Here is a 24,490-nt window from a genome sequence, read left to right as displayed (position 1 = left end):
AATAGTAGAGGCGAGCTGATGGCAACCCACAAAGCTGTCCAAATTGGTGTGGCGGGCGGGCCCCTACAGCTGGTTGATGTCGATACTGCTCCGCCGGCTGATGGCGAGGTGCGTATATCAGTTTCTGCGTGTGGTATTTGCGGCACCGACCGGGCATTTGTGCACGGGGCCTTTCCAGGCCTGGGCTGGCCGCTGACGCCTGGACACGAGATCGCCGGAAGAATAGCCGAAATCGGGAATGGGGTTGAGGATTTCGCAGTTGGCGACCGCGTCGCTGTCGGTTGGTTCGGCGGAAACTGTAACCACTGCGATCCCTGCCGCAAGGGAATGTTCATCCACTGCTCCAAGATGAAGGTTCCAGGCTGGCAGTATCCCGGTGGCTATGCGGAATCGGTGACGGTGCCGGCCACCGCGCTGGCTCGCATTCCGGCAGAGCTCTCCGACGCCGAGGCGGCTCCAATGGGTTGCGCCGGCGTCACGACGTACAACGCGTTGCGTCACACCCGGGCACGGCCGGGCGATCGGGTGGCGGTGCTCGGTGTCGGAGGTCTGGGCCATCTGGGGCTACAGTTCTGTCGTGCCATGGGTTTTGAGACTGTGGCGATCGCTCGCGGTAGTGCCAAGGCCGAGGATGCACGCCAGCTGGGAGCCCACCATTACATCGATTCCACCACGGGTCACGTAGCGGAAGGATTGCGACGGATCGGCGGTGCCGCGGTCGTGTTGGCGACCGCTGGCAATTCGGCAGCTATGGCTGAAACGGTGGGCGGACTTCTTCCCCGCGGCGAGCTGGTCGTCATCGGCGTGACGGCTGATCCGCTACCGATCAGCCCGGTCCAGCTGATCAACCCCGGCCTCAGCGTCACGGGTCACCCATCCGGTACCGCTAAAGACGTGGAGGACACCATGCATTTCGCGGTCTTGTCCGGTGTGCGGGCCTGGATCGAAGAGCGACCGCTCGCGCAGGCCGCCGATGGCTATGAGGCGATGGAGCAAGGCCGGACGCGCTATCGCACGGTCCTGGCCATGTAAGGGCCAGGCCAAGCGAATACAGTCGTGTTGTGAGCGAGGCTGTGTGGACCCTGGACGCTTCCGACGGCGAGCTACTCATCGGCACTGGTGTCGCGGGACGGGCAGCGAAAATGGGCCATCGACTGACCATTGCGATGACCCGCTGGCAAGCGACGGTGAATTGGGTAGCTGACGAGCCCAGCGCCGCAGAGCTCATTGTCGAGGTGGATTCGCTAGAGGTGCTACGCGGCGAGGGCGGAGTCAAGGGGCTTTCCGGGCCGGAGAAGGTCCTGGTGCGGTCCAATGCACTGAAATCGTTGCGCGCCGATCGGTTTCCGCGCATCGAATTCTCCGCCGATGCCATCGAGAAGACCGCGGATGGTTACCGGCTCAGTGGGGCATTGCATATTCACGGAACGTCGCATCAGCACGTAATCGACTTGCACACAGATGATCTGGGCGATTCATGGCGCATGTCCACCGAAACGGTGGTTCGCCAGTCCGACTACGGTGTCAAGCCTTACTCACTGCTGATGGGATCGCTGCAGGTTGCCGATGAGGTGACGATCTCATTCAGCGCCGTGCGGGCCAAGAATGGTTGATGAACGGTTTGCCGGCCGCCGATAAACCGCTGGAAGACAATGTGTTACCGCTCCGGTGGCCGCCGTACGGCCGCCCGCGCTGAAAGGCTTCTGGTGCTTGGTGGCTTGCTCGGCAGTAGCCTTCGTGGTGCAGGGCTCCGGCGTTGTTGATTAGCAGGCTTGTGAGCTGGGGAATTGTGGATTGAGGAGGTCTAGGCGGCGGTTGGCGGTCAAAGCGGTGATCCGGCAGGCTTCGGCGATGTTGTCGGCGCCGTTGAGGCGGTGCAGATTGATCGCGGTGTTGCGTAGCGTTGCTAGGACCTGTGCGCCGTTTCCGGTATGTGCCCTTTGACGGTCTTCGTCGAAGGTGACGTCGCGTATCCAGTGCAGGCTGTTCTCGATTCCCCAGTGTTGACGCATCCAGGTCATGATCGCGGTAGGGCGGGCGTGCTCGAACGGCAGGCTGCAGATGGCATAGACCACCTCCACGCTGCGCTGGTCGGTGGCGGTGATCAAGCGTTCACGAGTGATCCGGATGATTTGTTTTGCGTAGGGGAAGCCGATTCCTCGTGCAGCGGTGATGATTTGCAGGGTGCGGGTCTCGACACGGCCGTGGCCGCGGGAGTCGTCGGTAGCGGCTGCGGGCACCTCGGCCCAGGGCAGCGCGGTGATACGCGCAAGTATTTTGGCTTGGTTGGACTTGACGATCATCAGGTAGTGCGACTTCAAGGTGGCGCAGATCAACTTCGCGGTGACGACCTGGGTATGCATCGCATCCACGGTGACCAGCCACCGCAAGCTACCCGGCAGCAGCGTGAGCAGGGCACGTACGCAGGGAATTTCATTGCTTTTCTCGGCGACAGCGAGTTGACCGAGCACCAATCGGGCACGGTGGGCGAACACCGACACGAGATGCGTGGCTGTCGCTTTGGCGCGTAAAGCACCACGCAGCATCTTGCCGTCCAACGCGATCGGCACCAATCCACTGGGGTCGCTGCTGGCCACGTGTGCAGTGAAGTAACTGCCCATCCTGGCGTTGAGGTCGGCGGGGTCTAGCCGAGACAAAACAGCGCGGAAGGTCTTCTCACTGGGCCTCCGGAACCGGACCCCTAATTGGGCCAACACATCATCGGGAGCGGTGGCCGCCCATGTGGCAAAACCAGCATAGCCGCGCATCCCCGCGGCAGTGGCCAGAACCGCGATCGCCAACAAAGCCATCAGCGAATACCTCCGACCGCGTGGGCCCCTCGGGTCTGGCACCGAGGCCAACACATCGAGAAACTCCGATCCGATGAGCTCGCTGCGCTCACCAGGACTCCAGCGGTCGAACACCTCTGGAACCGACGACACACGCAATACTGAAACGGTAGGCACGGGCAACTCCAGACCAACGACGAACAGTAACCAACTCGATCGTTCTCCAGATAGCCCGTGCCTATACTCCGGCCCCAATAGCGCGGCACCAAAGATCATCAACCCAGCTCACAAGCCTGCTAATCAACAACGCCGGAGCCCTGCTTCGTGGTGTGCAAGAGCGTGATGACCAGTACGTGTAGTCGAAGGAGCCGTCGATGACGCAACCAACTGCCTATCTGGTCCGGGTAAGGGGGGATATCGATCCCGCATTGTCACGTTGGCAATGGCTGATCAAGTGGATCTTGGCGATTCCGCACTACATCGTCCTGGTTTTCCTGTATCTGGGCGCCTTCGTGGCCACCGTGATTGCCTTTTTCGCGATCCTGCTCACCGGCAGATATCCACGGCCGCTGTTTGATTTCAACGTCGGCGTCATGCGGTGGCGGTGGCGGGTCGCGTTTTACGCGCTGACGGTGTTGGGCACCGACCGCTATCCGCCATTCAGTCTGCGGGAGAACCCGCAGTACCCTGCCGATCTGGACGTTGAGTATCCGCAGCGCCTACATCGCGGTCTGGTGTTGATCAAGTGGTGGCTGCTGGCCATTCCCCACTACCTGATATTGGCCGCCTTCTTTTCCGGCGGCTGGCGCGTGGTCATGCTTGGCCGGCATGAATTAGGCGGTGTAATGCTGCCGTCGCTGGTGGTGATTGTGGTGGTTAGCGCCGCGATAGCGCTGTTGTTCACCGGGCGCTACCCCGATGGCTTGTACAACCTGTTGATCGGGGTCAACCGTTGGAGCCTGCGGGTGCACGCCTATGCCGGGTTGATGCGCGACGAGTACCCGCCGTTTCGGCTCGACATGGGTCCACGCGAGCCCTTCGAGTGAGCCTGACCAAGGTGGCGGACTACTCAGGTGGGCGAGAGCCCTCTTCTTCGCCGTAGCTGCCGGGGATGTGCGTAAGCACTCGGGTCAACATCGGTGATCCATCCGCGGGCTCGGACTGCGGTGCCTCCCCGCCAGGTTGTTCGACCGGCGCGGCGTCGGTGATCTGCTCACCGGCGGTAAGACGAATGGGCTCCTGCCCCGCACCGGGGGCCGGTGCCTGATGAGGAGCGGACGGCTCTGGTTGCGCGGGCATCGGCACAACGGGGGCGACCGCTTCTACGATCTCAGGCGTTGGCTTGTGTCCCGCGTGACCGGTGGCTGTGTGATGCCTTTCCGGGGTGAGCTGCAGACCGATCGCCAGTGATAGCGACCCAACGAAGGTCACCGCGGCGGCCGCCAGGGTGGTTGCCGCTCCGGCGTAGTGCAGCGACCGCTTGGGTGCCGGGGCGGGTTCGCTGACGTCTGCGATCAGCCGGGCGTCGGTGAAATCGGTGCTCTGGGCGGCCGCCAGCGCTGCGCCGCGCGCAATTGTCACCTGGGCCATCGTCTGTGCGAAAACCGGCACTGGCAGAGCCTTTTCGAGCTGCCAAGAGAATTCTTCAACGTCGGTGTCCGAACCGACGACCACGACGGCGGCGGGGCGCCACGCACCGCGGTCGAACATTCCGGTCAGCCAGGAATTCAGGCCGTCGAATCCGCCTCGAACGTGCTTGACGGCGGTTTGAGTCTTCCCGTCTTGGGTATCAACCATCACAACGGTTGCCCAGTCGTGCTCGAGGATGCAGACCGCGGTCTGGTCATAGCCGATAACCGGTGCGATCGCTTCGGCCAGCGTCTCCACCGCGTCAAGCAGCCGAACCGGCACAACGTTGTCGAAACCCGCGTCGGTGAGTGCCTCGAGCAGCAGCGCGGCCTGCGCGGATGCCTCGTCGCTCCAGGTCACGCCGATCATGCGCAGGCGATGGCCCGCACCGCTGGCAACCTCTTTCGCGTGCCAAACCTCATCGGCGACCTGCTCGGCGGTGTGCACGATGCGCATGCCGCGAGAACCGTGCAACTGCGACTCGTGGTGATCGAGGATGGCGCCATCGGCACCGTGTCCTTCAGCGAGGACCCACCCGACGGTGGTCGGCGTTACTGATAGCCCAAGTATTGTATCCAAAACTTCGCACCTCAATCGTTTCCGGAGCCCGACGCCCTCAGCCACCGCCAGCGCGCACCAAGGGGCCCTGGTGTGCTGGTGTGGGCAGCGCCGGAAATGACCAGAATAGTGTGGTCTCCATCGGCTTGTCTTGACAGAGAGTACGCGGTCGATGCAAATTCGGCCGCCTCGGTAGGCAAACCCGCAGGTGACTCACAAGAAGTGGGCATTGCCGCTGGCGTCGGCTACGGCGCCAACGGAGCGCGGAATGCGTGGATTGCTCCCGCTGGCCGCCTCCCCGATATTCCGGCCGACTTTTCCGCCGCTTCGTCATTTGATTCGTCTGATTCGTCAATTGAATCCGCAAGCGCTTTCTCCCCATACCGACCGATGCGACCCCATGCGGCACGCGGGCGCCGCCTGATTGGTTGCATATCGCCCCGCTCGCGGAGCGCCACCGCGCGCGGGCGATCAGCTGACTAGGTGCGGGTGCCGACTAGCCGCCAACTGTCCTGGTCACAGCTGCATCACGGCTGCTGGGGCTGGTTTATCAGGGCCGGCGGGAGGTTATTACCGAGAAGTCGGGATCGTGGCGGCTCGCGTAGCACAGGTGCTGTGTCCGTGGCGGTGGCCGATATCCAAATGAAATGAGTTCGCGTCCCGATCGACATTTTCCGTACTCACGCGGTAAGTTCTGCCGGGAGCACACGACTACACACGTACAAGGGGCACAGGTATGACAGACGTGAGCGGGAAAATCCGAACCTGGGGACGGCGGCTGCTAATCGGCGCGGCTGCTGCGATAACCCTTCCTGGCCTGGTCGGACTCGCCGGCGGCGCGCCGGCTGCGAAAGCTTTTTCGCGTCCGGGCTTGCCCGTCGAGTACCTGCAGGTGCCATCCGCGGCGATGGGGCGCAGCATCAAGGTCCAGTTCCAAAGCGGCGGGGACAACTCGCCTGCGGTCTACCTGCTCGATGGCCTGCGCGCCCAAGACGACTACAACGGCTGGGACATCAACACCCCGGCGTTCGAGTGGTACTACCAGTCAGGCCTGTCCGTCATCATGCCGGTAGGCGGCCAGTCCAGCTTCTATGCGAACTGGTACCAGCCCGCCTGCGGTAAGTCCGGCTGCTCGACCTACAAGTGGGAGACGTTCCTAACCAGCGAACTCCCCGAATGGCTGTCGGCCAATCGCAGCGTCAAGCCCACCGGTAGCGCCGCGATCGGCATCTCGATGTCCGGCTCTTCGGCGATGATCTTGGCGGTGTACCACCCCCAGCAGTTCGTGTACGCCGGTTCGCTGTCGGCGCTGCTGGATCCGTCCCAAGGGATGGGACCGTCCTTGATCGGCTTGGCAATGGGTGACGCCGGAGGCTACAAGGCCGGCGACATGTGGGGGCCGTCCAGCGATCCCGCCTGGCAGCGCAACGACCCGACGATCCAGATCCCTGCCTTGGTCTCCAACAACACCCGCCTGTGGGTTTACTGCGGCAACGGCACCCCCTCCGAACTGGGCGGCGCGAACCTGCCCGCCGAGTTCCTGGAGAACTTCGTGCGCAGCAGCAACCTGAAGTTCCAGGACGCCTACAACGCGGCCGGTGGCCACAACGCGGTGTTCAACTTCAACGACAACGGAACGCACAGCTGGGAGTACTGGGGCGCACAGCTCAACGCTATGAAGGGCGACTTGCAGGCCAGCCTCGGCGCCGCCTGATCGCCAATCAGATCGAAACTGCTGGGCTTGACGGCCCCGGTTTTCCGGGCCCGTCGAGCCCAGCGGTCGTTTCTGGCGTTGTCCTACCGGAGCGGGCCGAACTGGTCGCTGATATCGGTCCATCCCATCGTGTCGCGGCGGTGATCTGTGGTGTTGCGGCACGGACCGTAGAGCCGTAGGACTCCCATGGTGGGGTCATCGCGGTGCCGATACAGAACGGCTGTCGTGTCGTCCCTGGTCAAGGTCCTGCCGAACACGTGCTCAGCGGGTGGTCGTCCCTCGGTCCATCCGTGCTGGACCAGCCTGCCCGCCACCGCGCGAAAGTAGGTATCTGCGTGGGCGTCGACGGGCAAGGTGAAGGTCAGATAGATCGCGCCCTGATAGGGCGGATCCTCGCGGTTCTTGCAGGACATCAAGAGGTAACCCGCGGCGATCGGCCGTAGCCCGGCGACGGCGACGAGTCCTCTGGCCGATTCAACGACGTGGGCTTCGGTCGCAGCGTCGGAAAGTGGGATGCCGGGATGGTCGATGGCGCCGGCAGACGACGACTTACGGCTGTCCACCAGCAGCACGGCTGCGCCGAGGAGTAAGCAGGTAGCCAGGGTTGCCAGACACCCGGAGTTACACACGTTGATTCAAGAGGTCGTGTTGACCGATGACCGTAGGGAAGTCGCCGGCATGCTCGCCGCCAAGTATGGCAACCTGCTAACCGCCAACGAAATCCTGCAATCCCCAACGCTTCTCATCGGTACAGTTGAGCAGATAGCGCGGCAGCTGCGCGCGAATCGGGAACGATACGGCTTCACTCACTACACCATCCCCCAGCCCCATGTGGCGGCCTTCGCCCCGGTCATCACCGTGCTTGGTGACCTGAACTAGCGCCACCATTGACTTTCATGCGGGCTGCACGTAATTTACGTACTGGCAGCACGTAAGTATCCGCGAAGGGGTGGCACCGATGGCACAGGTCACGCTGAGTCAGGCGACAATCGCCTACCGAGTGCTCGGACCCGAAAACTCCCCACATCCCCCGGGTGCTATTCGTCCACGGCATTCTCGTCGATGAGCGCCTGTGGTCCGCCGTAGCCGAAGGGCTTGCCGCGATGGGGTTTCGGTGCATCCTGCCCACCTGGCCGCTGGGTTCCCACACGATCCCGGCTAACGAAGGCGCTGACCTCTCCCCCGCCGGGATCGCGGAGATGATTCACGAGTTCATGGTCGCCCTTGATCTCGCCGACGTGACCTTGGTGGGCAACGACACCGGTGGCGGCCTGTGTCAGCTGGCGATCGATGCCCACCCGGATCTGGTCGGTCGGTTGGTGCTCACCAACTGCGATGCCTTCGAGACTTTTCCACCGTTTCCGTTTCCTGCCGTATTCACGCTGCTTCGGGGGCCAAGATCGATCAAGACGCTGTTTGCGGCGATGGGGTTGCGGCCGTTGCGGCACTCCCCGCTCGGGTTCGGCCTGCTGTTGAACAAGCCAGACGCCGCGCTGACGGCGTCGTGGTTGCAGCCCTGCCGCACAGACGCTCGCATCTGCGATGACCTGGCCACGCTGCTTCGACATGTCGCCGCCACCGATCTGACCGAGGTGTCGACGCGGTTTGCCCAGTTCACCAAGCCGGTGACGCTGGTCTGGGGCATGGGAGACCGGTGCTTCAAGCCGACGCTGGCTCGCCGCATGGCCCAGCTCTTCCCGGACGCGTCGATCATCGAGGTACCGGGTTCGAAAACCTTTGTCGCTCTCAATGAGCCGGCGGCGGTGATCAACGCGATCAGCACTGTTGGCGCACACCACGGCTGACATGCTGTGATGAGGCGTGGTTTTTCCAGCGCGCCGATCGACTCGGCATCGGTTGGGTGTCGGGCTCGGCGGGGCGGCCGCCCTGCTTGCGGTGGCGCTGGGCGCGCCCGGGCAGGTGCGGGCCGACAGTGCCAGCCCGCTGATCACCTTGGTCGACGCGGCGGCGCAGCGGTTGGCCGTGGCAGACCCGGTGGCGGCCTTCAAGTGGCATGCTCGCGTGGCCATTGAGGACCCGGACCGCGTCCAGCAACAACTCGCCAAGCTGGGCGATGCGGCCCGCGCCGCACAGGTCGACCCCAACTACGTCACCCGGTTGTTTGGCGACCAGATCAGCGCGACCGAGGCGATCGAGTACAGCCGCTTCGCGGACTGGAAGTTCGGCTCGGCCGACGTCCCCGCGGCACCCCCCGACCTGTCCGCATCGCGCGCCGAGATCGATGCGCTAAACGATAAGATTTTATCTCAGATAACACTTAATCGCAGTTTGCTGGAGTCGGCGTCCTGCGCGGCCCAACTCGACCTCGCGAGGGCGGACACGATACGGGCTCGTCAGCTGGACAGCCTCTATCAACGTGCTCTGTTGACCGCAACGAGGTCGTACTGCCCGGCCGGGGGCCAAGCCTGAGGTAGCGGCCCGCGGGCGGTTTGCCTCCCTACTCGGTGAATTTCGGTGCGATAGATTTCCAATCTCACAAGATTCTCTAATCGGTAACGCTTTGACTACGTCCGCCGAAAAGTCGGACATGACACACATCGCGAAACCCCTCACCAAGTCCGCGCTCGCCGGTGGATTCGTCGTTGCGTCGATGTCACTGTCCACCGGTGTCGCACAGGCCGATCTGATGAACTGGGAAGCCGTCGCGCAGTGCGAGTCTGGCGGAAACTGGTCGGCCAATACCGGCAACGGCGCCTACGGCGGTCTGCAGTTCAAGCAAGCCACCTGGGAGGAATACGGTGGGGTGGGAAACCCCGCAAGTGCCTCTAAGCGGCAACAAATCGCAATCGCCAACCGGGTTCTGGCAGGACAGGGACCGGCCGCCTGGCCCAAATGTTCGTCCGCCGGTGGATTGCCGCCGGTGCCCGTGGTGTTGCCCAAACCGGTACGTCAGCTCGAGCAGACGGTGACTCAGATCATCTCGATATTCACGCCCCGTTAGGGGAATATCGCTGGTTCGGTTCCATGTGTTACAGCGAGCGTGTTTGGATCGTGTCATGGAGGGTTCAGCGACAGTTCACATGGCAGCCCCGGCGGACAAGATCTGGGATTTGATCGCCGACATCCGCAATACCGGACGATTCTCGCCGGAAACCTTCGAGGCCGAATGGCTCGACGGCGCGACCGGCCCTGCGCTGGGTGCCAGGTTCCGGGGGCATGTTCGGCGTAACGAGATCGGACCGGTTTACTGGACGGTTTGCGAGGTGACGGCCTGCGAGCCAAGTCGCGAGTTCGGGTTTGCTGTGATGATGGGCGACAGACCGGTCAACAACTGGCACTATCGCCTGGCGCCCTCGGGGGGCGGGACCGATGTGACCGAGTCATTTCGGCTCGCGGAGTCTCCGCTGAGCACCGTGTACTACTGGATGTTCGGTGGCTGGCTGCGCAAGCGCCGCAACATTCGGGACATGACCAAGACGCTGAACCGGATCAAAGACGTGGTCGAGGCGGCCTAGGTCGGCGGCGCTCCATGAAATCGGTATTCATCACCGGCGCCGGCAGCGGAATGGGCCGCGAGGGGGCGAAGCTGTTTCACGCCAAAGGCTGGCGGGTCGCCGCGGTGGACCGCGACGGCGCCGGCCTTGACGCGCTGGGCGCCGAACTTGGCACCGAGCGGCTGTGGACCCGCGTTGTTGACGTGACCGACCGGGATGCGTTGGATCGCGCCCTGGCCGATTTCTGCGCCGGTACCAGCCACGGCGGACTCGACATGATGTGGAACAACGCCGGCATCGGCGAAGGCGGATGGTTCGAGGACGTACCCTACGACGCCGCGATGCGCGTCGTCGACGTGAACTTCAAGGCGGTGCTGACCGGGGCTTACGGCGCCCTCCCCTATCTGAGAAAGGCGCCGGGAAGTCTGATGTTTTCCACATCGTCGTCGTCGGCCACCTACGGCATGCCACGGCTGGCGGTCTATTCGGCAACCAAGCACGCCGTCAAGGGACTCACCGAAGCGTTGAGCGCCGAATGGCGGCGCCATGGTGTGCGAGTTGCCGACGTGCTGCCCGGGTTGATCGACACCGCGATTCTCACCTCAACTCGGCAGCACTCCGACGCCTCCGCCCCGACCCTGTCCAGCGAGCAGATCCGCGCCGCCGCGCCCAAGAAGGGGATGTTTCGTCTACTGCCGGCATCCAGCGTCGCCGAGGCGGCCTGGCACGCCTACCAGCACCCGACGCGGCTGCATTGGTACGTGCCGCCAAGCATTCGCTGGATCGATCGGCTCAAGGGCGTCAGTCCGGAATTCGTTCGTAGCCGCATTCTCAAATCCCTACCCACGTTTGGAACAGGACAGCAGTAGAGTCTCGGGCACAGCGCTGGTGTCCACAATGGAGGTGGCTCGTGCAGATTCGGTTGGTCACTGTCACAGGGCTTGCAATGAGCGTGGTCGCTGCCGTCTCCGGGTGCGGGAGCGCGATGACGGTGCCCCGCCAAGCCGCGCACGTGACCATCGACGGCTCCACCCACACGGCACGCCCCGCCGCGTGCAGTCAGGAGCAGTCCTACCGGACCATCGACATCGGCGACCGGGACGGCCATGTCCAGGCGGTGGTGCTGATCAGCGGCGAGCGAGTGATTCCGCAGTGGGTGAAGATCCGCAATGTTGACGGGTTCAACGGCAGCTATTGGCAAGGCGGGGTGGGAGAGGCTCAGGTGGACTTTTCCCACGGGACATACACGATCACCGGCAGCGCCTACGGCATCGGCAGCGACAACCCGAACAAGGTGGTGACAACCGACTTCAAGATCGTCGCCGAGTGCTGACCCGTTGGGCTCTGCCTCGGGGCGCGAGCCTCGATTAGCCCTGCGTCGGCGACCTCGACGAGCTTAGTCTGGTCACAAGCGCAATGGCGAAGTCGATCGATGGAGGCGCGGTGAAGGACAAACTGCACTGGTTCGCGATGCACGGGGTAATCCGGGGCATGGCCAATATCGGTCTTCGACGAGGTGAATTGGAGGCTCGGCTGATCGCCGACCCGGCAGTTGCGGCCAACCCGGGACCGTTCCATGACGAGTTGCGCCGCCACGGGCGTATGGTGCGGACCCGCGTCAACTACCTCACCGTTGACTATCAGCTCGCGCACGATGTGCTGCGCTCCGACGACTTCCACACCATCTCGTTCGGTGAGAACCTGCCGGGACCACTGCGCTGGCTGGAGCGCCGCACCCGCGACGAGCAGCTGCATCCGCTGCGGCCGCCGTCGCTGTTGGCCGTTGAGCCGCCCGATCACACCCGATACCGCAAGACGGTGTCGGCGGTTTTCACCTCCCGAGCGGTTGCCGCGCTACGCGATCGGGTCGAGCAGACGGCGAACAGTCTGTTGGATCAACTCGCGCAGCGGCCCGGTGTTGTCGACGTGGTGGGCCAGTACTGTTCCCAGCTCCCGATCATGGTGATCAGCGAAATCCTCGGTGTTCCAGAACAAGACCGCGGCCGAGTGCTGGAATACGGCGAATTGGCAGCGCCTAGCCTGGATATCGGGGTCCCCTACCGGCAGTACCGGCGCATACAGCAGGACATAACGGGATTCAACTCGTGGCTGACGGCACACCTCGAGCAGTTGCGTCGAAACCCCGGCGACGACCTGATGAGTCAATTGATCCGGGTCGCTGAAAGTGGTGATGCTGGGACATATCTCGATGAATCCGAACTGCGCGCGATTGCTGGGCTGGTGTTGGTTGCGGGCTTCGAGACCACAGTCAACCTGTTGGGCAACGGAATTCGGATGCTGCTGGATGCCCCCGAGCAACTGGAGACACTGCGTCAGCGTCCGGAACTATGGCCGAACGCGGTCGAAGAGATCCTGCGGCTGGATTCACCAGTCCAGCTCACCGCCCGGGTGGCCCGCACCGATGTCGAGATAGCGAGCTGGCCAATAAATCGCGGCGAAATGGTGGTGGCCTAGCTGGCCGGAGCCAACCGCGACCCGGCGGTATTCCCGAACCCGCACCGTATCGACGTCGAACGCGCTAATGCCGGAAGGCATCTCGCATTCTCCACGGGTCGTCATTTCTGTCTTGGTGCGGCTCTGGCCCGGGCCGAGGGAGAGGTTGGGTTGCGGACGTTCTTCGAGCGCTTCCCCGACGTTCGGGCCGCCGGCGCGGGAAGTCGCCGCGACACCCGCGTGTTGCGGGGCTGGTCGACGTTGCCGGTCACGCTCGGACCGGCCCGCGCGCTGGCCGCCTCCTAGCGGACCGCGAGGGCGTGTCCGCCGGTCGCGTTGAGGGCGCCAATTGGCATCGGCGCAGCGTGGTGGTTGACAGCCCAAGAGGGACCAAGTGTTATTGGCCGTTATGGCAGAACTTTCTTTGATTTCAGTTGGCGATACGGTGCGTGGGATGTGGCACGCGCTGTCTCGGAGGGACTGGGATGGCGTCAAGACGTTTTTGTCGCCGGACTGCCTGTATGTGGACATGCCGGTTCCCGCGCTGTCGGCGCGCGGTCCGGACGACATCGTCACGCGGCTGAAGCTCGGGTTGGAACCCCTGGCCGGCTACGAGAACCACGACGGACTGCTGCTGTCCAGCGGTTCCGATGTCATGTATGAGCACTCCGAGACCTGGACGTTCGCGACCGGTGAGCAGGGGCTGCTGAGGTTCGTTACCGTCCATCAAGTCGTCGACGGGAAAATCACCGTGTGGAAAGACTATTGGGACTTCAACAGCCTGGTGGCCTTTGCGCCGCCGCAGCATTTTGAGAACCTTGGCTCGGCAGATCAGGGCTGGATATTCGACGCGAGCAGCCTGGTCTAGCAACCGGTTGATGTCGCCGGTGACTACCGGTGGGGTCTAACGCGCCGACCACCAGCACAGCCGCCATAGGACCAGGGCAGCCGGTCGAGGTCAGACAGCGGCGACAACTGCCGCCGCGGGTTGGCGGTCACCACCGTTAGGAGCCTCTCCAACCGGTCGGTAATAGCTTCGATCACCGTAGGAGTGAACATGGCGGTGCGGTATTCGACGACTCCGCTGATCCCGGCGGGCTCACCGCTCTCGGTGAACTGCTCGGTCAGGGACAACAAGAAGTTCATCCGTGCCGCCCCGGTGTGCACCGGGGCTTCGGTGATTTCCAGCTCGCCCAGTGCCAGCTCGGCCGGTTTGTTGTTTTGCCAGGCCAGCATGACTTGGGCCAAGGGGCTAGCGGGTGACGAGCGGGCGGCGTTGATCTGTTCTACCAGAACGCCATAGGGCATGTCTTGATGGTCGAGTGCTTGCAGACTGCGGGTACGCACCTGGTCGAGCAGGTGTGCGAAATCCAGGTCGGGGGCCACCGCAATGCGCAATAGCACCGTGTTGACGAACACGCCGACCAACTCATCGAGCGAGGGGTGACGGCGACCGGCGACCGCTACTGCCACCACGATGTCGTTGCTGGCGGCCAGTTGTGAGAGCAGCGCGGTAAAGCCCGCCTGGACGACCATGAAGCTGGTGGCGTGCTGTGCGCACGCCAGCTCGGTTATCTGGCGGTGCAATGCCGCCGGGCCAGCGCACGGCCAGCGTGTCGCCGCGAGTGTCGTACGAGGTGGCATCGGGTTGCCCGGGTGATAGCTCGAGATGCGTGGGCATGTCCGCAAGCGTCTTCTGCCAGTACCGAAGTTCCGCGGCGATCATGCTGTCGGGATCCGCCGGGTCCCCCAGGTACGCGCGTTGCCATAAGGCGTAGTCGATGTATTGGATGGGCAACGGCTCCCAGCCGGGGGCCTGCCCGTCGCATCGGCTGCGGTAGGCCACGTCGAGATCGGCCGCCAGTGGGGCCAGTGACCAGCCGTCAGCGGCAATATGGTGCAGCACGAGAACCAGCAGGTATTGATCGTCGGCCCGGCGATAGAGCTGGACCAGTAGCGGCAGCCGGCTGGCCAGGTCGAAGCTGTGGCGGGCTTGGGTCGAAACGACGTCACGCAGCTGACCCGGCGTCCAGGTGGTGGCGTCAATGACCTCCCAGCACAGGTCCACCGCTTCGGGCGCCAAGACGACTTGGTGCGGTTCACCGTCCACGGCGGGATAAACGGTGCGCAACGGTTCGTGACGACAAACAACATCGACTAGGGCCTGGCGCAGTGCCTCGGTGTGCAGGATGCCACGCAACTGCAGCACCCAGGGGATGTTGAACACAGCGGAGGGGCCCTGCAGCTGAACGACACTCCACATCCGGTGCTGGGCCGGCGATAGCGGCACCCGCTCGGGCCGCTGGACCGGTGCCAGGGGTATCGAGGCGGCCGATCCCTTGTTGATGTGCGGCACCAGCTCGGCGACGCTGGGTGCATCGAACAACACCCGCACGGACAGGTCTGCGGCCAAAGCGGTGTTGGCCGCCGCGACCACGCGCATCGCCAGCAACGAGTCGCCGCCCAAATCGAAGAACGACTGGTCGGCGCCGACCCGTTCCAGCCCGAGGACCCGCGCAAAAATTCCGGCCACGATTTCCTCCACCGGCGTGGTCGGGGCTCGGTAACCGGTGATGTAGTCCGGAACGGGCAGCGCGGCAACGTCAAGTTTCCCGTTGACCGTCAACGGCAACCGCTCGAGCGACATGATGGCCGCCGGAACCATGTAGTGGGGCAGTTGGTCTTTGAGACCGGCACGAACAGCTTCGGGGTCGGCTTGGCCGGTGATGTAGCCCACCAGACGCTTGTCGCCAGGGCGGTCTTCGCGGACGATGACGACCGCACTGTTCACGCTGGGCGACCGCATTAGCGCTGTGGTGATTTCGGCGGGTTCGATGCGATAGCCGCGAATCTTGACTTGGTCGTCCACCCGACCCTTGTAGTGCAGTTGACCGTCAGCACCCCAGCAGGCCAGATCGCCGGTCCGGTACATACGGCTGCCCGCGGTTCCCCCGAACGGGCAGGCCACAAAACGCGATGCCGTCAACCCGGAGCGGTGCCAATATCCAAGCCCAACTTGGCTTCCCGCCACATACAGCTCCCCCACCACCCCGGGGGGCAGCTGGCGCAACCACGAGTCCAATACAAATAGAGCAGTACCCGGCAGTGGTAGGCCGATGGGAGCGGTCCCGGAACCGGCAACCAGCGGTGCGCTGATGCTGACGCAGACAGTGGATTCGGTTGGGCCGTAGGCATTCACCATCACTCGCCCGGGCGCCCAACGATCCACCACCTCGGCGGTGCAGGGTTCACCGCCGACCACGAGTGTAGTGGCTTCCAGAGCATCGGTTGACAATACGGCAACCGCCGAGGGGGTTTGGGTCAGCGCGTTGACTCGCTGTTCCAGCAGCAAGTCGTGGAAATCGGTGAGGGAACGAGTTGCGTCTTCGCCTACCACGACAAGTCGCCCGCCGTGCAGTAACGCGCTCCAGATTTCCCACACCGAGAAGTCGAATGCGTAGGAGTGGCAATGGGTTACGGCCAGACTGTTCTGGGCGTTCAGTGGGGTGGGTGCGGCCACGAGTTGGGCAATGTTGTGATGGGTGATCGCCACGCCTTTGGGCACGCCGGTGGTGCCGGATGTATACAGCACGTATGCGACGTCGTAGGCGGCTGGCGCGGGCAGCCCCGTACTGGGTCGGGCGGCAACGGCGGGATCGTCGACGTCGATGACCGCCAGGGCGTGGCCGTCCAGACCGCCGGTCAAGTCGCGGATGGTCAGGACAGCCACCGGCTTGGTGTCGTCGAGCAGGAAGGCAACGCGGGCGCGGGGGTGGTCCGGGTCGATGGGCAGGTAGGCCGCTCCCACCTTCAGCACTGCCAGGATCGCGATGATGGCTCGTCCGCTGCGTGGAAGCAGCAACGCTACGACGTCGCCACGGCCTATCTCGTGAGAGGCCAACAAGGACGCGAGCCGGTTGCTGGCGGCGTCGAGTTGGCGGTAGCTCAGCACGACGTCCGCGGCTGTCACCGCGACAGCGTCCGGTCTCTGGGCGACGTGGGCGGCGAACAGCTCCGGAATCGACTGGGTAGGAGCAGCGGGGCAGGTCAGCGCGGCGTGGTTACCCCACGTATGGATCCGGCGGCGCTCGAGCTGATCGAGCAGGTCGATTGATGACAACCGCCGCGCCGGATCCGCGGCCAACACCATCAAGAGCCCAGTCAGTCGTTGCGCCAAGGCTGGGCCCTCGAAATCTGATGATGGCGCGCCAGCACCTGCCGTGCTCAAAAGCAGCCGCTGCCCCTCAATCATGACGAACATTCCAAATCGATTGCCGCGGCCAAAATTGGTATGCACCAGCGAGGCCGGCGCATCACCGAAATGTGGGATCGCCGTCGGCGGGAGCAGGTTCAGCGCGATTCCGCTGAGGGGCCCGCACAACGTGTGTACCGGAAACCGTTGATGTCGTAGGACATCGCGGACCCGCGAATCCGCCTGCGTACACAGCTCAGCAACTGAGGAAGTGGGTGATGTCGGCAACGCCAGCGGAACCACCCCGGCAACCATCCCCGGAATCGTCTTCAACTTGTCGGTGCCGCGCCGGCTCACCGCAAAATCCAGTACCACCTCCGGACCGCCACCATCCCAACCGTGTACCAGTAGCCCACACGCTGCGGTGATGATCGAGGATCGCCTGACGCCTAACACTGTGGCCAGAACATCAATGCTCTGCGCGGCGGCGGCATCCAGCACCACCGGCGCCGACGCGCCGTAGCGATCGTTCTCATTCCCGGTCTCCGCGGACTGGTATTGGAGCGCTGGGCGGTCCGGGGGCAGATTCTCCCGCCAAAACTGCAGGTCTTCTCGATACTTGCAGGACACCTCGTACTCCAGTTCGGCGCCGACCAGATCGTGCAGCGAACCAAAGGATGCTGCCGGGACTGGCGTGGCAGAGGCGAGCGCCGAGTAGATAACGGCGATTCGACTGACGAACAGCACGGAACTAAATCCGTCGACCACGATGTGATGTAGACAGAAAAACAAGAAGAATTGGTTTGGACTCGTCCGGAATAACGCAAATCGGAACAACGGCCCCGCCCATGCCATGGGCTGGCGCTGCATCGACGCGGCCAGTTGGTGCGCTTCCCGAACCGGATGTCGCGAGCCGCTCACGTCAACGAGCGGGACAGTAACGGCCGGATAGTCCCGCGGTTTCTGGCAGACCTGTGCGTCGACCTCGAATATTCCGACCCGCAACGGCTCGAATTCGGCCACCGCCCGCCGGACGGCACGCTCGATGAGGACCGGATCGACCGGGCCGCTGATCACTGCGAAAAAGCTTGTTTGCCAGGGTATTCCCGAGCCGTTGCGCTCTTGGGAGGGCCATATGTCGAGCTGCCCGCGCGTGAGTGCGAGGAACTTCCCATTTGCCGGCACTGCGCCGTGCGGGTCGGTGGGAGCAGACATCAGGTGCCGGTACGGACCCGAAGCGCGCGGTGGCGATTCCCGAGGTCACCGGCACAGACCCAGGGCTCCGGCGTTGTTGATTAGCAGGCTTGTGAGCTGGGTTGATGATCTTTGGTGCCGCGCTATTGGGGCCGGAGTGTAGGCACGGGCTATCTGGAGAACGATCGAGTTGGTTACTGTTCGTCGTTGGTCTGGAGTTGCCCGTGCCTACCGTTTCAGTATTGCGTGTGTCGTCGGTTCCAGAGGTGTTCGACCGCTGGAGTCCTGGTGAGCGCAGCGAGCTCATCGGATCGGAGTTTCTCGATGTGTTGGCCTCGGTGCCAGACCCGAGGGACCCACGCGGTCGGAGGTATTCGCTGATGGCTTTGTTGGCGATCGCGGTTCTGGCCACTGCCGCGGGGATGCGCGGCTATGCTGGTTTTGCCACATGGGCGGCCACCGCTCCCGATGATGTGTTGGCCCAATTAGGGGTCCGGTTCCGGCGGCCCAGTGAGAAGACCTTCCGCGCTGTTTTGTCTCGGCTAGACCCCGCCGACCTCAACGCCAGGATGGGCAGTTACTTCACTGCACACGTGGCCAGCAGCGACCCCAGTGGATTGGTGCCGATCGCGTTGGACGGCAAGATGCTGCGTGGTGCTTTACGCGCCAAAGCGACAGCCACGCATCTCGTGTCGGTGTTCGCCCACCGTGCCCGATTGGTGCTCGGTCAACTCGCTGTCGCCGAGAAAAGCAATGAAATTCCCTGCGCACGTGCCCTGCTCACGCTGCTGCCGGGTAGCTTGCGGTGGCTGGTCACCGTGGATGCGATGCATACCCAGGTCGTCACCGCGAAGTTGATCTGCGCCACCTTGAAGTCGCACTACCTGATGATCGTCAAGTCCAACCAAGCCAAAATACTTGCGCGTATCACCGCGCTGCCCTGGGCCGAGGTGCCCACAGCCGCTACCGACGACTCCCGCGGCCACGGCCGTGTCGAGACCCGCACCCCGCAAATCATCACCGCTGCACGAGGAATCGGCTTCCCCTACGCAAAACAAATCATCCGGATCACTCGTGAACGCTTGATCACCGCCACCGACCAGCGCAGCGTGGAGGTGGTCTATGCCATCTGCAGCCTGCCCTTCGAGCACGCCCGCCCTACCGCGATCATGACCTGGATGCGTCAACACTGGGGAATCGAGAACAGCCTGCACTGGATACGCGACGTCACCTTCGACGAAGACCGTCAAAGGGCACATACCGGAAACGGCGCACAGGTCCTAGCAACGCTACGCAACACCGCGATCAATCTGCACCGCCTCAACGGCGCCGACAACATCGCCGAAGCCTGCCGGATCACCGCTTTGACCGCCAACCGCCGCCTAGACCTCCTCAATCCACAATTCCCCAGCTCACAAGCCTGCTAATCAACAACGCCGGAGCCCTGGGCACAGACCGAAACGGGCCGCCTAGTCTTTCGGCAAGTCGCCACGGTGGTGACGGAGCGTGGTGCCATTTTTCACCTAGGTCATCGCAACCAATGTCCGAGTTTGCTGCACATTTCGGATACAACACTGGCTGTGCACTGAAGTCGTCAATACGCCGTGGTAGAAGTTTACACGCGCAACCACTTCATCAGTATCCGCTGGCGCGCGGGATTTGCAGGGGGCGATGTCGTTTTGGCGCCGGAACGGCGCGGCCGTAGTCGCGCCGCTGGTCGTGTCCCCCGATGTGGGGACACGACTTCCCCCCGTACAGGGGGCGAGCATTCCGGTGCAATTGACACCCGTTCGGGGGATGTTGTGCTACCCAAAAACCGGAAAGCTCTGCATCAAAGTTGGCGAGCGCATCCGGCGATTCGTCTGTATCCACCAGAGGAGGCCAGTCGAATGGCGCACGAAATTCTGTTCTGCGAGGTTGAGGTTGCTCACAGGGCTCCTGCTTTCCACGTCGAGGGCATCACCGACTAAGACTCTCGGTCGCGTCGCCAATCACTATCGTGTGGTGAACTAGGCGACCGTCAGGTCACCACCAGCCCTGGGGCTTGCCATCCGCCGAATATCGCCTCGAGGTGGCTCGCTACCGCCAGCGCCGTGCCGTCGTGCCATGGCCGGGCCGCGATTTGAACGCCGATGGGCAAGCCACCTGGCGATGTTCCGCACCGGACCACCGCAGCGGGCCATCCGGTGAGGTTATGCACCATCAAATGCGAAAAATCGCTGATCTCGACCAGGCCGTGGTGGTGCGGCTTGGCCGGGGTGGGCATGGCCGGGCCGACGATTACGTCGTAGTCGGCCATAAATGCCAGCATCTGGATGCGGTAGTGGTCGATATCGACCAGGCGGCGTCGGGCTTCGGTGAGCGAGAAGTCCACTTGGCGGGCCTGCGCCGTGAACTCGGCCAGCTCTTCGGACGGCGCCGTGGTGCCGATGGCCCCCAGGTCCTCTTCAAATCCCCGGCCCCGGTCACCACCTAGGAAGATCGACGTCCACAACAGGTCTGTGGTGCGATTCAGGCAGGGCGGCACGGCGTGATCGATGACGGCGACCACCTCCCGTAACGCTTCGACCGCCGCCGTGACGACCGCCGTAACCTCTTCGGAGGGTGGCGAAATGCCGTCATCGAGATAGGCGGCCACTCGCAGAGTGCCCAGTTCCACATCGTCCGGGCTGCCCAGCGGAGCCGGCGCCGTATACGGGTCCGCGAGATCTGGGCCATTCATGATCGACAGGCCCAGAAACAGATCTCTAACCGATCGGGCCAGCGGCCCGTAGCACACGAACGGGCTGAAAACTCCTAGAGCATCGCCGAATACGCTCCCGGTGCGTGGGATCCGGCCGCGCGTGGGCTTCAGGCCGGCTATGCCGGTGTTGTGGCATGGTTGCCGGATGCTGACACCGCCGTCGGACCCCACGCTCAACGCGGCCCCGCCGGCGGCGACGAGCGCGGCCGAACCTCCGCTGCTGCCGCCGGGAGTCCTGGTGAGGTCGTAGGGATTGTTGGTCCGCCCATACAGGTTGTTGTTCGACTCTCCGCCGCGGCTCATCTCCGGGACGTTGGTCATCCCCAACACGATCGCCCCTTGGGCCCGCAGCCGCGACACCACGGTAGCGTCGGTGTCCGCCACGGCGCGCAAGCCTGGACTGCCACCGGAGCACGCCAGCCCGGCCACTTGCATGACGTCCTTGATCACCACCGGCAGACCGTGCGCCGCGCCCAGCGGGGCGCCTCGCGCGACGCACTCGTCGGCGTGGTCGGCTTGCCGCAAGCAGCGCTCCGGATCTTCGGCCTCAACCAGCGCGTTGAGCGCGGGATTGACGGACCGAATCCGAACCAGATGCTGCTGGATGACTTCTCGGCACGATACCGAGCCGGCGCTCATCAGGGCGACCAACTCGTGGGCGCCCAGGTGGCACAACTCGGTCATGAATTCTTGCTCATCGATTGATCGCCCTTCTGCTCCAATTGGTATATGCGGGCTGCATTGTCGTGCCCAATGAGGTCGACGACGCGGATCGCGTCGGCTTCGGCCCAGTCGCCGCTTTGTACGAAGCCGTGTAGAACGCGGTGAATGCCTCTGCGCCACAAAGCCGCTCCCAGGTAGTGGAGCTCTGCGGGGCCGAAACCGTCCGAGGAATACACGATTTTTCGCAAGGGCGCCAATTCCAATAGCCGGCCGATGAATTCCGGCGCTCGCGCCCCAAGGTAGTTGACGGTCAGGCCGCCATCGACGAAGACGTTGTTGAAAGCCTGTGCAAGATATCCGGCTTCGCGTTCGTAAGGATAGCAATGCAGCAGCACAATCGGGGTTTCGCCGGACTGGCGCAGGAAATCAAGCAGATACAGCGGATTGGTCTTGTGTAGGTCGCAGTCCCGGTCGCCGAAGCCGATGTGCAGCTGTAGCGGCTTTCCCAGTCGCAGCGCCTGATGGAGCCCGAATCGCAACAGAACGCGGTCACTCAACCGGGTTCCACCGCAGTCCCGCCACCGCTTTGCGGCTTGGGCAACCTGGGCCGGTGAGGGCTCGGTCAAGTCGCCGTCGAATCCGCCCCGATACGCCAGGATTGACTTGGTGCCGATGGCCGTTGCCATACGTTGGTGTAGGAGTTCCTGGAATGCCAAGGCATAGTCGCCCGGCGCCTGCGCGGCCTGTTCGGCCACCTGCTCGAGTCGGACCACCTCGTGAGCACGGCCCCCTGACAGCGCACTCAACTCCGCCGGACCAGCTACATCGCTGTCGATGCCGGTATCTACCAGCCAGTCGGTTACCCCGGCGGCCGCCAAGAACCGCTCAGCCAGTTCGGTTTCCCCGAGCTGGCTGCGATGTTCCCAATATGTTTTCGGGTCAACGTGTTCAGGCAGGCCCAGGATGGGGCCACAGTGCTTGCGCAGCGCAAACCCCAGCTGCGAGTCGAACGCCGAGTCAAAGTCGGCAAGCGGTTGTGTGTTCGCCTCGTTGAGGGCGTTTTCGAACCGCGATCTCTCCCCCGCGGTCAACCAGCAGCCGTGCACATGTTGATCAATCACCGCCACATCGCGGATATGTCGGGCCAGCTCCGAAGTAGCGGACTCCGTCACTTGTCACAGGCTCCAGGCCATGCGGAACTTGTTGGCCAGCTGTTCGGGGTTCAGGTCGGTGTAGCGTTCCTGCATCAGTTTGCGGACCGCAACGACGGCGTCGATTGAGGCATCCCCGAGCACGCGCCGCATCGTCTGCGAATTGTCCAGCGCGGTAATAACCTCGCGCGGATCGTCGGGCAGCCGCAAGATGCCGGCGCGGTCGCGATCGGCATTGGAGAGTTTTGCCGGGTCAATCACCGTCTCCTGCGGAAGGCTGACTTTCCGCTGGATGCCGTCGAGTGCCAGCCCAAGAATCGCGGCCGATGCAAGGTACGGGTTGGCAGAGGGGTCAACGATTTTCACTTCAACGTTGCCGCCATAGGCGGCGCCGGGGACGTGCTTGACGAATCGAACTGCCGCCTCCCGGTTTTCGGTACCCCAGCAGGCATAGGCGCCAGCCCAGTTACCGGGGCGCATGCGTAAGCCGGAGACGATCGATCCGCACAGAATCCCCTGGGCCTCCGGCAGACCGCGCAGTACACCGGCGACCGCGCTTTCGCCCGCCGTTGTCATCCCGGCCGCGCCGGCGCCCTCTGAGAACATCGGGCCCTCGGCGGTGCTTAACGAAAAGTGCTGGTGCGCGCCGCAACCAACATTGTCGGCAAAGGGTGTTGGGGACAGGCTGACGCGTAGTCCGTGCCGACGGGCGGCGCGGCCGATGATGATCCGCGCCAACACCAGCTGGTCGGCGGCGGTGACCGGGGAATGCGGTGTTAGGGAGATTTCGAATTGGTTGGCGTAATACTCCGGGTGAAACTGCTCGATCCCGACACCGGCGGCGGTTGCCGAAGCGTTGACGTCCCGCACGAAATGCTCATACTCGAGCACCCCGGCAAGACCGTACTGCGCCCACATTGTCGACGGCCGCTGAGTACCGTCCGGGTTGACCACGAGGAATTCGATTTCGTGGCCCACCATCGCCTCGATGCCCGCTTCCTCGAGCGCGGCCTCGATCCGTGCGAGCGTGCCGCGGGTGCACGCGGCAACGGGGGCGCCATCTTGCTCGAAGAAAGCGGCAGGCGCCCACGCTAATCCGTCTCCTATTGCCCGTAGGGCGGACAGGTCGATACGCAGGCGTTGGTCGCCGATGACGCCCACTTCATCACTGAACGCGATACCGCTTTGGTCCACGGCGAAGCCGTGCCACGTCGGACTGGCACCGAGGCCGGGATAGGCGAATGTGTTGGTCCGGCGCACCGGCACGGTCTTGGCCAGCGCGAGGCCGGCGGGGTTGATCACGGTGCCGATGACCGTGTCGACGCCCTCGGCCTCCAGCTGAGCGATCGCCGCGGCGGCAAGCGGTGTTGCTGTCATGGAAGTCATTGTGCAGCGCCTTGCCGCCCGGACCGCGTGGACGCGCGGCTAGGCGCGGCTGGGCAGGGTGAGCATGCACGCTTGGCCGATGTCCAAGGTGCGTAGGACCCGCCCCATGCCCACCCACAGCGCACACGACAAGGCCGGGTCGGCAAGCAGGTCTTCGGAGAAGTGTTCGGTGGCGCGGCGCCAGAAGTCTTCGTCATCGCGCAATACCGTGTGCTCGGTGGCAAACCGGTAAGCGAATTCGGCTGCCAGCCGCTCCTGTTCGCTGTAGCCGGGCCAGGTACGCCATTCGGCGACATGATCATAGAGTTCCTCGTCGACTCCGGCCGCCGGGCCGTCGGCATCGCGGGTATTGGCGCATACGACGCATTCGTTGTTGTCGGCAATCACAGCACGCGCGAGTTCCCGAGTTCGCAGTGGCAATCGGTTGCTGGTGTACACGGCGCGGCTGAAGGCAGCAAGCGCACCACCGAGCTCGGGTGATTTCTGAATCCAGCCGGCGACGTCATCGTCGGCGAATGTTCCGATGCGGCTGATGGCGCGATGCTACGCCCGCGCTGGCCGG

The 24,490-nt window shown here is 63.7% G+C and carries 20 protein-coding genes and 3 pseudogenes; 14 read left to right on the top strand and 9 right to left on the bottom strand.

Features of this window, described 5'->3' with window-relative positions:
• Positions 1-18: 18 nt before the first annotated feature.
• Complete coding sequence (locus MPSD_RS14055) at positions 19-1,032, top strand: alcohol dehydrogenase catalytic domain-containing protein (protein ID WP_020787423.1); 1,014 nt, start codon at positions 19-21, stop codon at positions 1,030-1,032.
• Positions 1,033-1,061: 29 nt separating this feature from the next.
• The gene (locus MPSD_RS14050; RefSeq protein WP_051153690.1) at positions 1,062-1,613 is read left to right on the top strand and encodes a YceI family protein; all 552 of its coding nucleotides are present in this window, start codon (positions 1,062-1,064) and stop codon (positions 1,611-1,613) included.
• Between the two features lie 150 nt (positions 1,614-1,763).
• Here the strand turns inward: MPSD_RS14050 and MPSD_RS14045 are convergent, their stop codons facing one another.
• Positions 1,764-2,966 carry an ISAs1-like element IS2404/ISMul1 family transposase gene (locus MPSD_RS14045; protein ID WP_420811854.1) on the bottom strand — a complete coding sequence of 401 codons (1,203 nt, stop codon included), beginning with the start codon at positions 2,964-2,966 and terminating at the stop codon, positions 1,764-1,766.
• Positions 2,967-3,163: 197 nt separating this feature from the next.
• Between MPSD_RS14045 and MPSD_RS14035 the strand changes: the two are divergent.
• Positions 3,164-3,891: pseudogene (locus MPSD_RS14035) on the top strand (DUF4389 domain-containing protein).
• Here the strand turns inward: MPSD_RS14035 and MPSD_RS14030 are convergent.
• Positions 3,855-4,997 (bottom strand): DUF7159 family protein, encoded by a 1,143-nt coding sequence (locus MPSD_RS14030; RefSeq protein ID WP_015355546.1) that lies wholly within the window; start codon positions 4,995-4,997, stop codon positions 3,855-3,857. The pseudogene MPSD_RS14035 and the gene MPSD_RS14030 overlap by 37 nt on opposite strands.
• A 715-nt stretch (positions 4,998-5,712) precedes the next feature.
• Between MPSD_RS14030 and ag85B the strand changes: the two genes are divergently transcribed.
• Positions 5,713-6,690, top strand: a complete 978-nt coding sequence (gene ag85B / locus MPSD_RS14025; RefSeq protein ID WP_015355544.1) for a diacylglycerol acyltransferase/mycolyltransferase Ag85B — start codon at positions 5,713-5,715, stop codon at positions 6,688-6,690.
• A gap of 83 nt (positions 6,691-6,773) precedes the next feature.
• Here ag85B and MPSD_RS14020 read toward each other — a convergent pair whose 3' ends face one another.
• The gene (locus MPSD_RS14020) at positions 6,774-7,262 is read right to left on the bottom strand and encodes a hypothetical protein (RefSeq protein WP_020787427.1); all 489 of its coding nucleotides are present in this window, start codon (positions 7,260-7,262) and stop codon (positions 6,774-6,776) included.
• A 58-nt stretch (positions 7,263-7,320) separates the two neighbouring features.
• On the opposite strand from MPSD_RS14020, the gene MPSD_RS14015 reads away from it, so the two are divergent.
• The 9 genes and pseudogenes from MPSD_RS14015 to MPSD_RS13975 all read left to right on the top strand — a co-directional run bounded on the left by MPSD_RS14015 (position 7,321) and on the right by MPSD_RS13975 (position 13,467).
• Complete coding sequence (locus tag MPSD_RS14015; RefSeq protein WP_020787428.1) at positions 7,321-7,569, top strand: LLM class oxidoreductase; 249 nt, start codon at positions 7,321-7,323, stop codon at positions 7,567-7,569.
• A 79-nt stretch (positions 7,570-7,648) separates the two neighbouring features.
• A pseudogene (locus MPSD_RS14010) lies at positions 7,649-8,495 on the top strand (alpha/beta fold hydrolase).
• 52 nt (positions 8,496-8,547) lie between these two features.
• Positions 8,548-9,120 carry a chorismate mutase gene (locus MPSD_RS14005; protein WP_223161353.1) on the top strand — a complete coding sequence of 191 codons (573 nt, stop codon included), beginning with the start codon at positions 8,548-8,550 and terminating at the stop codon, positions 9,118-9,120.
• Between the two features lie 118 nt (positions 9,121-9,238).
• On the top strand, positions 9,239-9,652 hold the full coding sequence (locus tag MPSD_RS14000; protein WP_020787430.1) for a transglycosylase family protein: 414 nt from the start codon (positions 9,239-9,241) through the stop codon (positions 9,650-9,652).
• A gap of 55 nt (positions 9,653-9,707) precedes the next feature.
• The gene (locus MPSD_RS13995; protein WP_015355538.1) at positions 9,708-10,166 is read left to right on the top strand and encodes an SRPBCC family protein; all 459 of its coding nucleotides are present in this window, start codon (positions 9,708-9,710) and stop codon (positions 10,164-10,166) included.
• 14 nt (positions 10,167-10,180) lie between these two features.
• Positions 10,181-11,014 (top strand): SDR family oxidoreductase, encoded by an 834-nt coding sequence (locus MPSD_RS13990; protein ID WP_015355537.1) that lies wholly within the window; start codon positions 10,181-10,183, stop codon positions 11,012-11,014.
• Between the two features lie 41 nt (positions 11,015-11,055).
• Positions 11,056-11,478 (top strand): lipoprotein LpqH, encoded by a 423-nt coding sequence (locus MPSD_RS13985; protein WP_015355536.1) that lies wholly within the window; start codon positions 11,056-11,058, stop codon positions 11,476-11,478.
• 110 nt (positions 11,479-11,588) lie between these two features.
• Positions 11,589-12,905 (top strand): annotated as a pseudogene (locus tag MPSD_RS13980) (cytochrome P450).
• 118 nt (positions 12,906-13,023) lie between these two features.
• Positions 13,024-13,467 carry a nuclear transport factor 2 family protein gene (locus MPSD_RS13975; protein WP_086085784.1) on the top strand — a complete coding sequence of 148 codons (444 nt, stop codon included), beginning with the start codon at positions 13,024-13,026 and terminating at the stop codon, positions 13,465-13,467.
• Positions 13,468-13,490: 23 nt separating this feature from the next.
• Here MPSD_RS13975 and MPSD_RS31055 read toward each other — a convergent pair whose 3' ends face one another.
• Together MPSD_RS31055 and MPSD_RS13970 are read right to left on the bottom strand one after the other, a co-directional pair.
• On the bottom strand, positions 13,491-14,135 hold the full coding sequence (locus tag MPSD_RS31055) for a condensation domain-containing protein (protein WP_235065770.1): 645 nt from the start codon (positions 14,133-14,135) through the stop codon (positions 13,491-13,493).
• Entirely contained in the window at positions 14,029-18,006 is a 3,978-nt protein-coding gene (locus tag MPSD_RS13970) for a non-ribosomal peptide synthetase (protein WP_235065772.1), read from the bottom strand. Before MPSD_RS13970 ends, MPSD_RS31055 begins: the two co-directional genes overlap by 107 nt.
• Positions 18,007-18,209: 203 nt before the next feature.
• Here MPSD_RS13970 and MPSD_RS13960 point away from each other — a divergent pair, with 203 nt between their 5' ends.
• The gene (locus MPSD_RS13960; protein WP_420811917.1) at positions 18,210-19,412 is read left to right on the top strand and encodes an ISAs1-like element IS2404/ISMul1 family transposase; all 1,203 of its coding nucleotides are present in this window, start codon (positions 18,210-18,212) and stop codon (positions 19,410-19,412) included.
• A 593-nt stretch (positions 19,413-20,005) separates the two neighbouring features.
• On the opposite strand, the gene MPSD_RS13955 is transcribed toward MPSD_RS13960, so the two are convergent.
• Genes MPSD_RS13955 through MPSD_RS13940 form a run of 4 tightly spaced genes read right to left on the bottom strand, consistent with a single transcriptional unit; the run spans position 20,006 to position 24,462 of the window.
• Positions 20,006-21,412: an amidase gene (locus tag MPSD_RS13955; protein WP_020787438.1), complete on the bottom strand. Its 1,407-nt coding sequence runs from the start codon at positions 21,410-21,412 to the stop codon at positions 20,006-20,008.
• Positions 21,409-22,563 carry an amidohydrolase family protein gene (locus MPSD_RS13950; RefSeq protein WP_086084978.1) on the bottom strand — a complete coding sequence of 385 codons (1,155 nt, stop codon included), beginning with the start codon at positions 22,561-22,563 and terminating at the stop codon, positions 21,409-21,411. Before MPSD_RS13950 ends, MPSD_RS13955 begins: the two co-directional genes overlap by 4 nt.
• Positions 22,564-22,566: 3 nt before the next feature.
• Entirely contained in the window at positions 22,567-23,919 is a 1,353-nt protein-coding gene (locus tag MPSD_RS13945; RefSeq protein ID WP_036426581.1) for a type I glutamate--ammonia ligase, read from the bottom strand.
• Positions 23,920-23,967: 48 nt separating this feature from the next.
• Positions 23,968-24,462, bottom strand: coding sequence for a carboxymuconolactone decarboxylase family protein (locus MPSD_RS13940; protein ID WP_036426583.1), 495 nt, complete (start codon positions 24,460-24,462; stop codon positions 23,968-23,970).
• Between the last annotated feature and the right edge of the window lie 28 nt (positions 24,463-24,490).

This window comes from Mycobacterium pseudoshottsii JCM 15466 (assembly GCF_003584745.1).
GTDB classification, from domain to species: Bacteria; Actinomycetota; Actinomycetes; order Mycobacteriales; family Mycobacteriaceae; genus Mycobacterium; species Mycobacterium marinum.
This window is presented reverse-complemented; position numbering and strand designations above follow the sequence as displayed.

Excerpts from the sequence above, each read along its gene's own strand:
- MPSD_RS14055 (WP_020787423.1), top strand. The coding sequence starts at position 19 with ATGGCAACCCACAAAGCTGTCCAAATTGGTGTGGCGGGCGGGCCCCTA.
- ag85B (WP_015355544.1), top strand. The coding sequence starts at position 5,713 with ATGACAGACGTGAGCGGGAAAATCCGAACCTGGGGACGGCGGCTGCTA.
- MPSD_RS14000 (WP_020787430.1), top strand. The coding sequence starts at position 9,239 with ATGACACACATCGCGAAACCCCTCACCAAGTCCGCGCTCGCCGGTGGA.
- MPSD_RS13995 (WP_015355538.1), top strand. The coding sequence starts at position 9,708 with ATGGAGGGTTCAGCGACAGTTCACATGGCAGCCCCGGCGGACAAGATC.
- MPSD_RS13990 (WP_015355537.1), top strand. The coding sequence starts at position 10,181 with ATGAAATCGGTATTCATCACCGGCGCCGGCAGCGGAATGGGCCGCGAG.
- MPSD_RS31055 (WP_235065770.1), bottom strand. The coding sequence starts at position 14,135 with ATGGTCGTCCAGGCGGGCTTTACCGCGCTGCTCTCACAACTGGCCGCC.
- MPSD_RS13970 (WP_235065772.1), bottom strand. The coding sequence starts at position 18,006 with ATGTCTGCTCCCACCGACCCGCACGGCGCAGTGCCGGCAAATGGGAAG.
- MPSD_RS13955 (WP_020787438.1), bottom strand. The coding sequence starts at position 21,412 with ATGACCGAGTTGTGCCACCTGGGCGCCCACGAGTTGGTCGCCCTGATG.
- MPSD_RS13945 (WP_036426581.1), bottom strand. The coding sequence starts at position 23,919 with ATGACAGCAACACCGCTTGCCGCCGCGGCGATCGCTCAGCTGGAGGCC.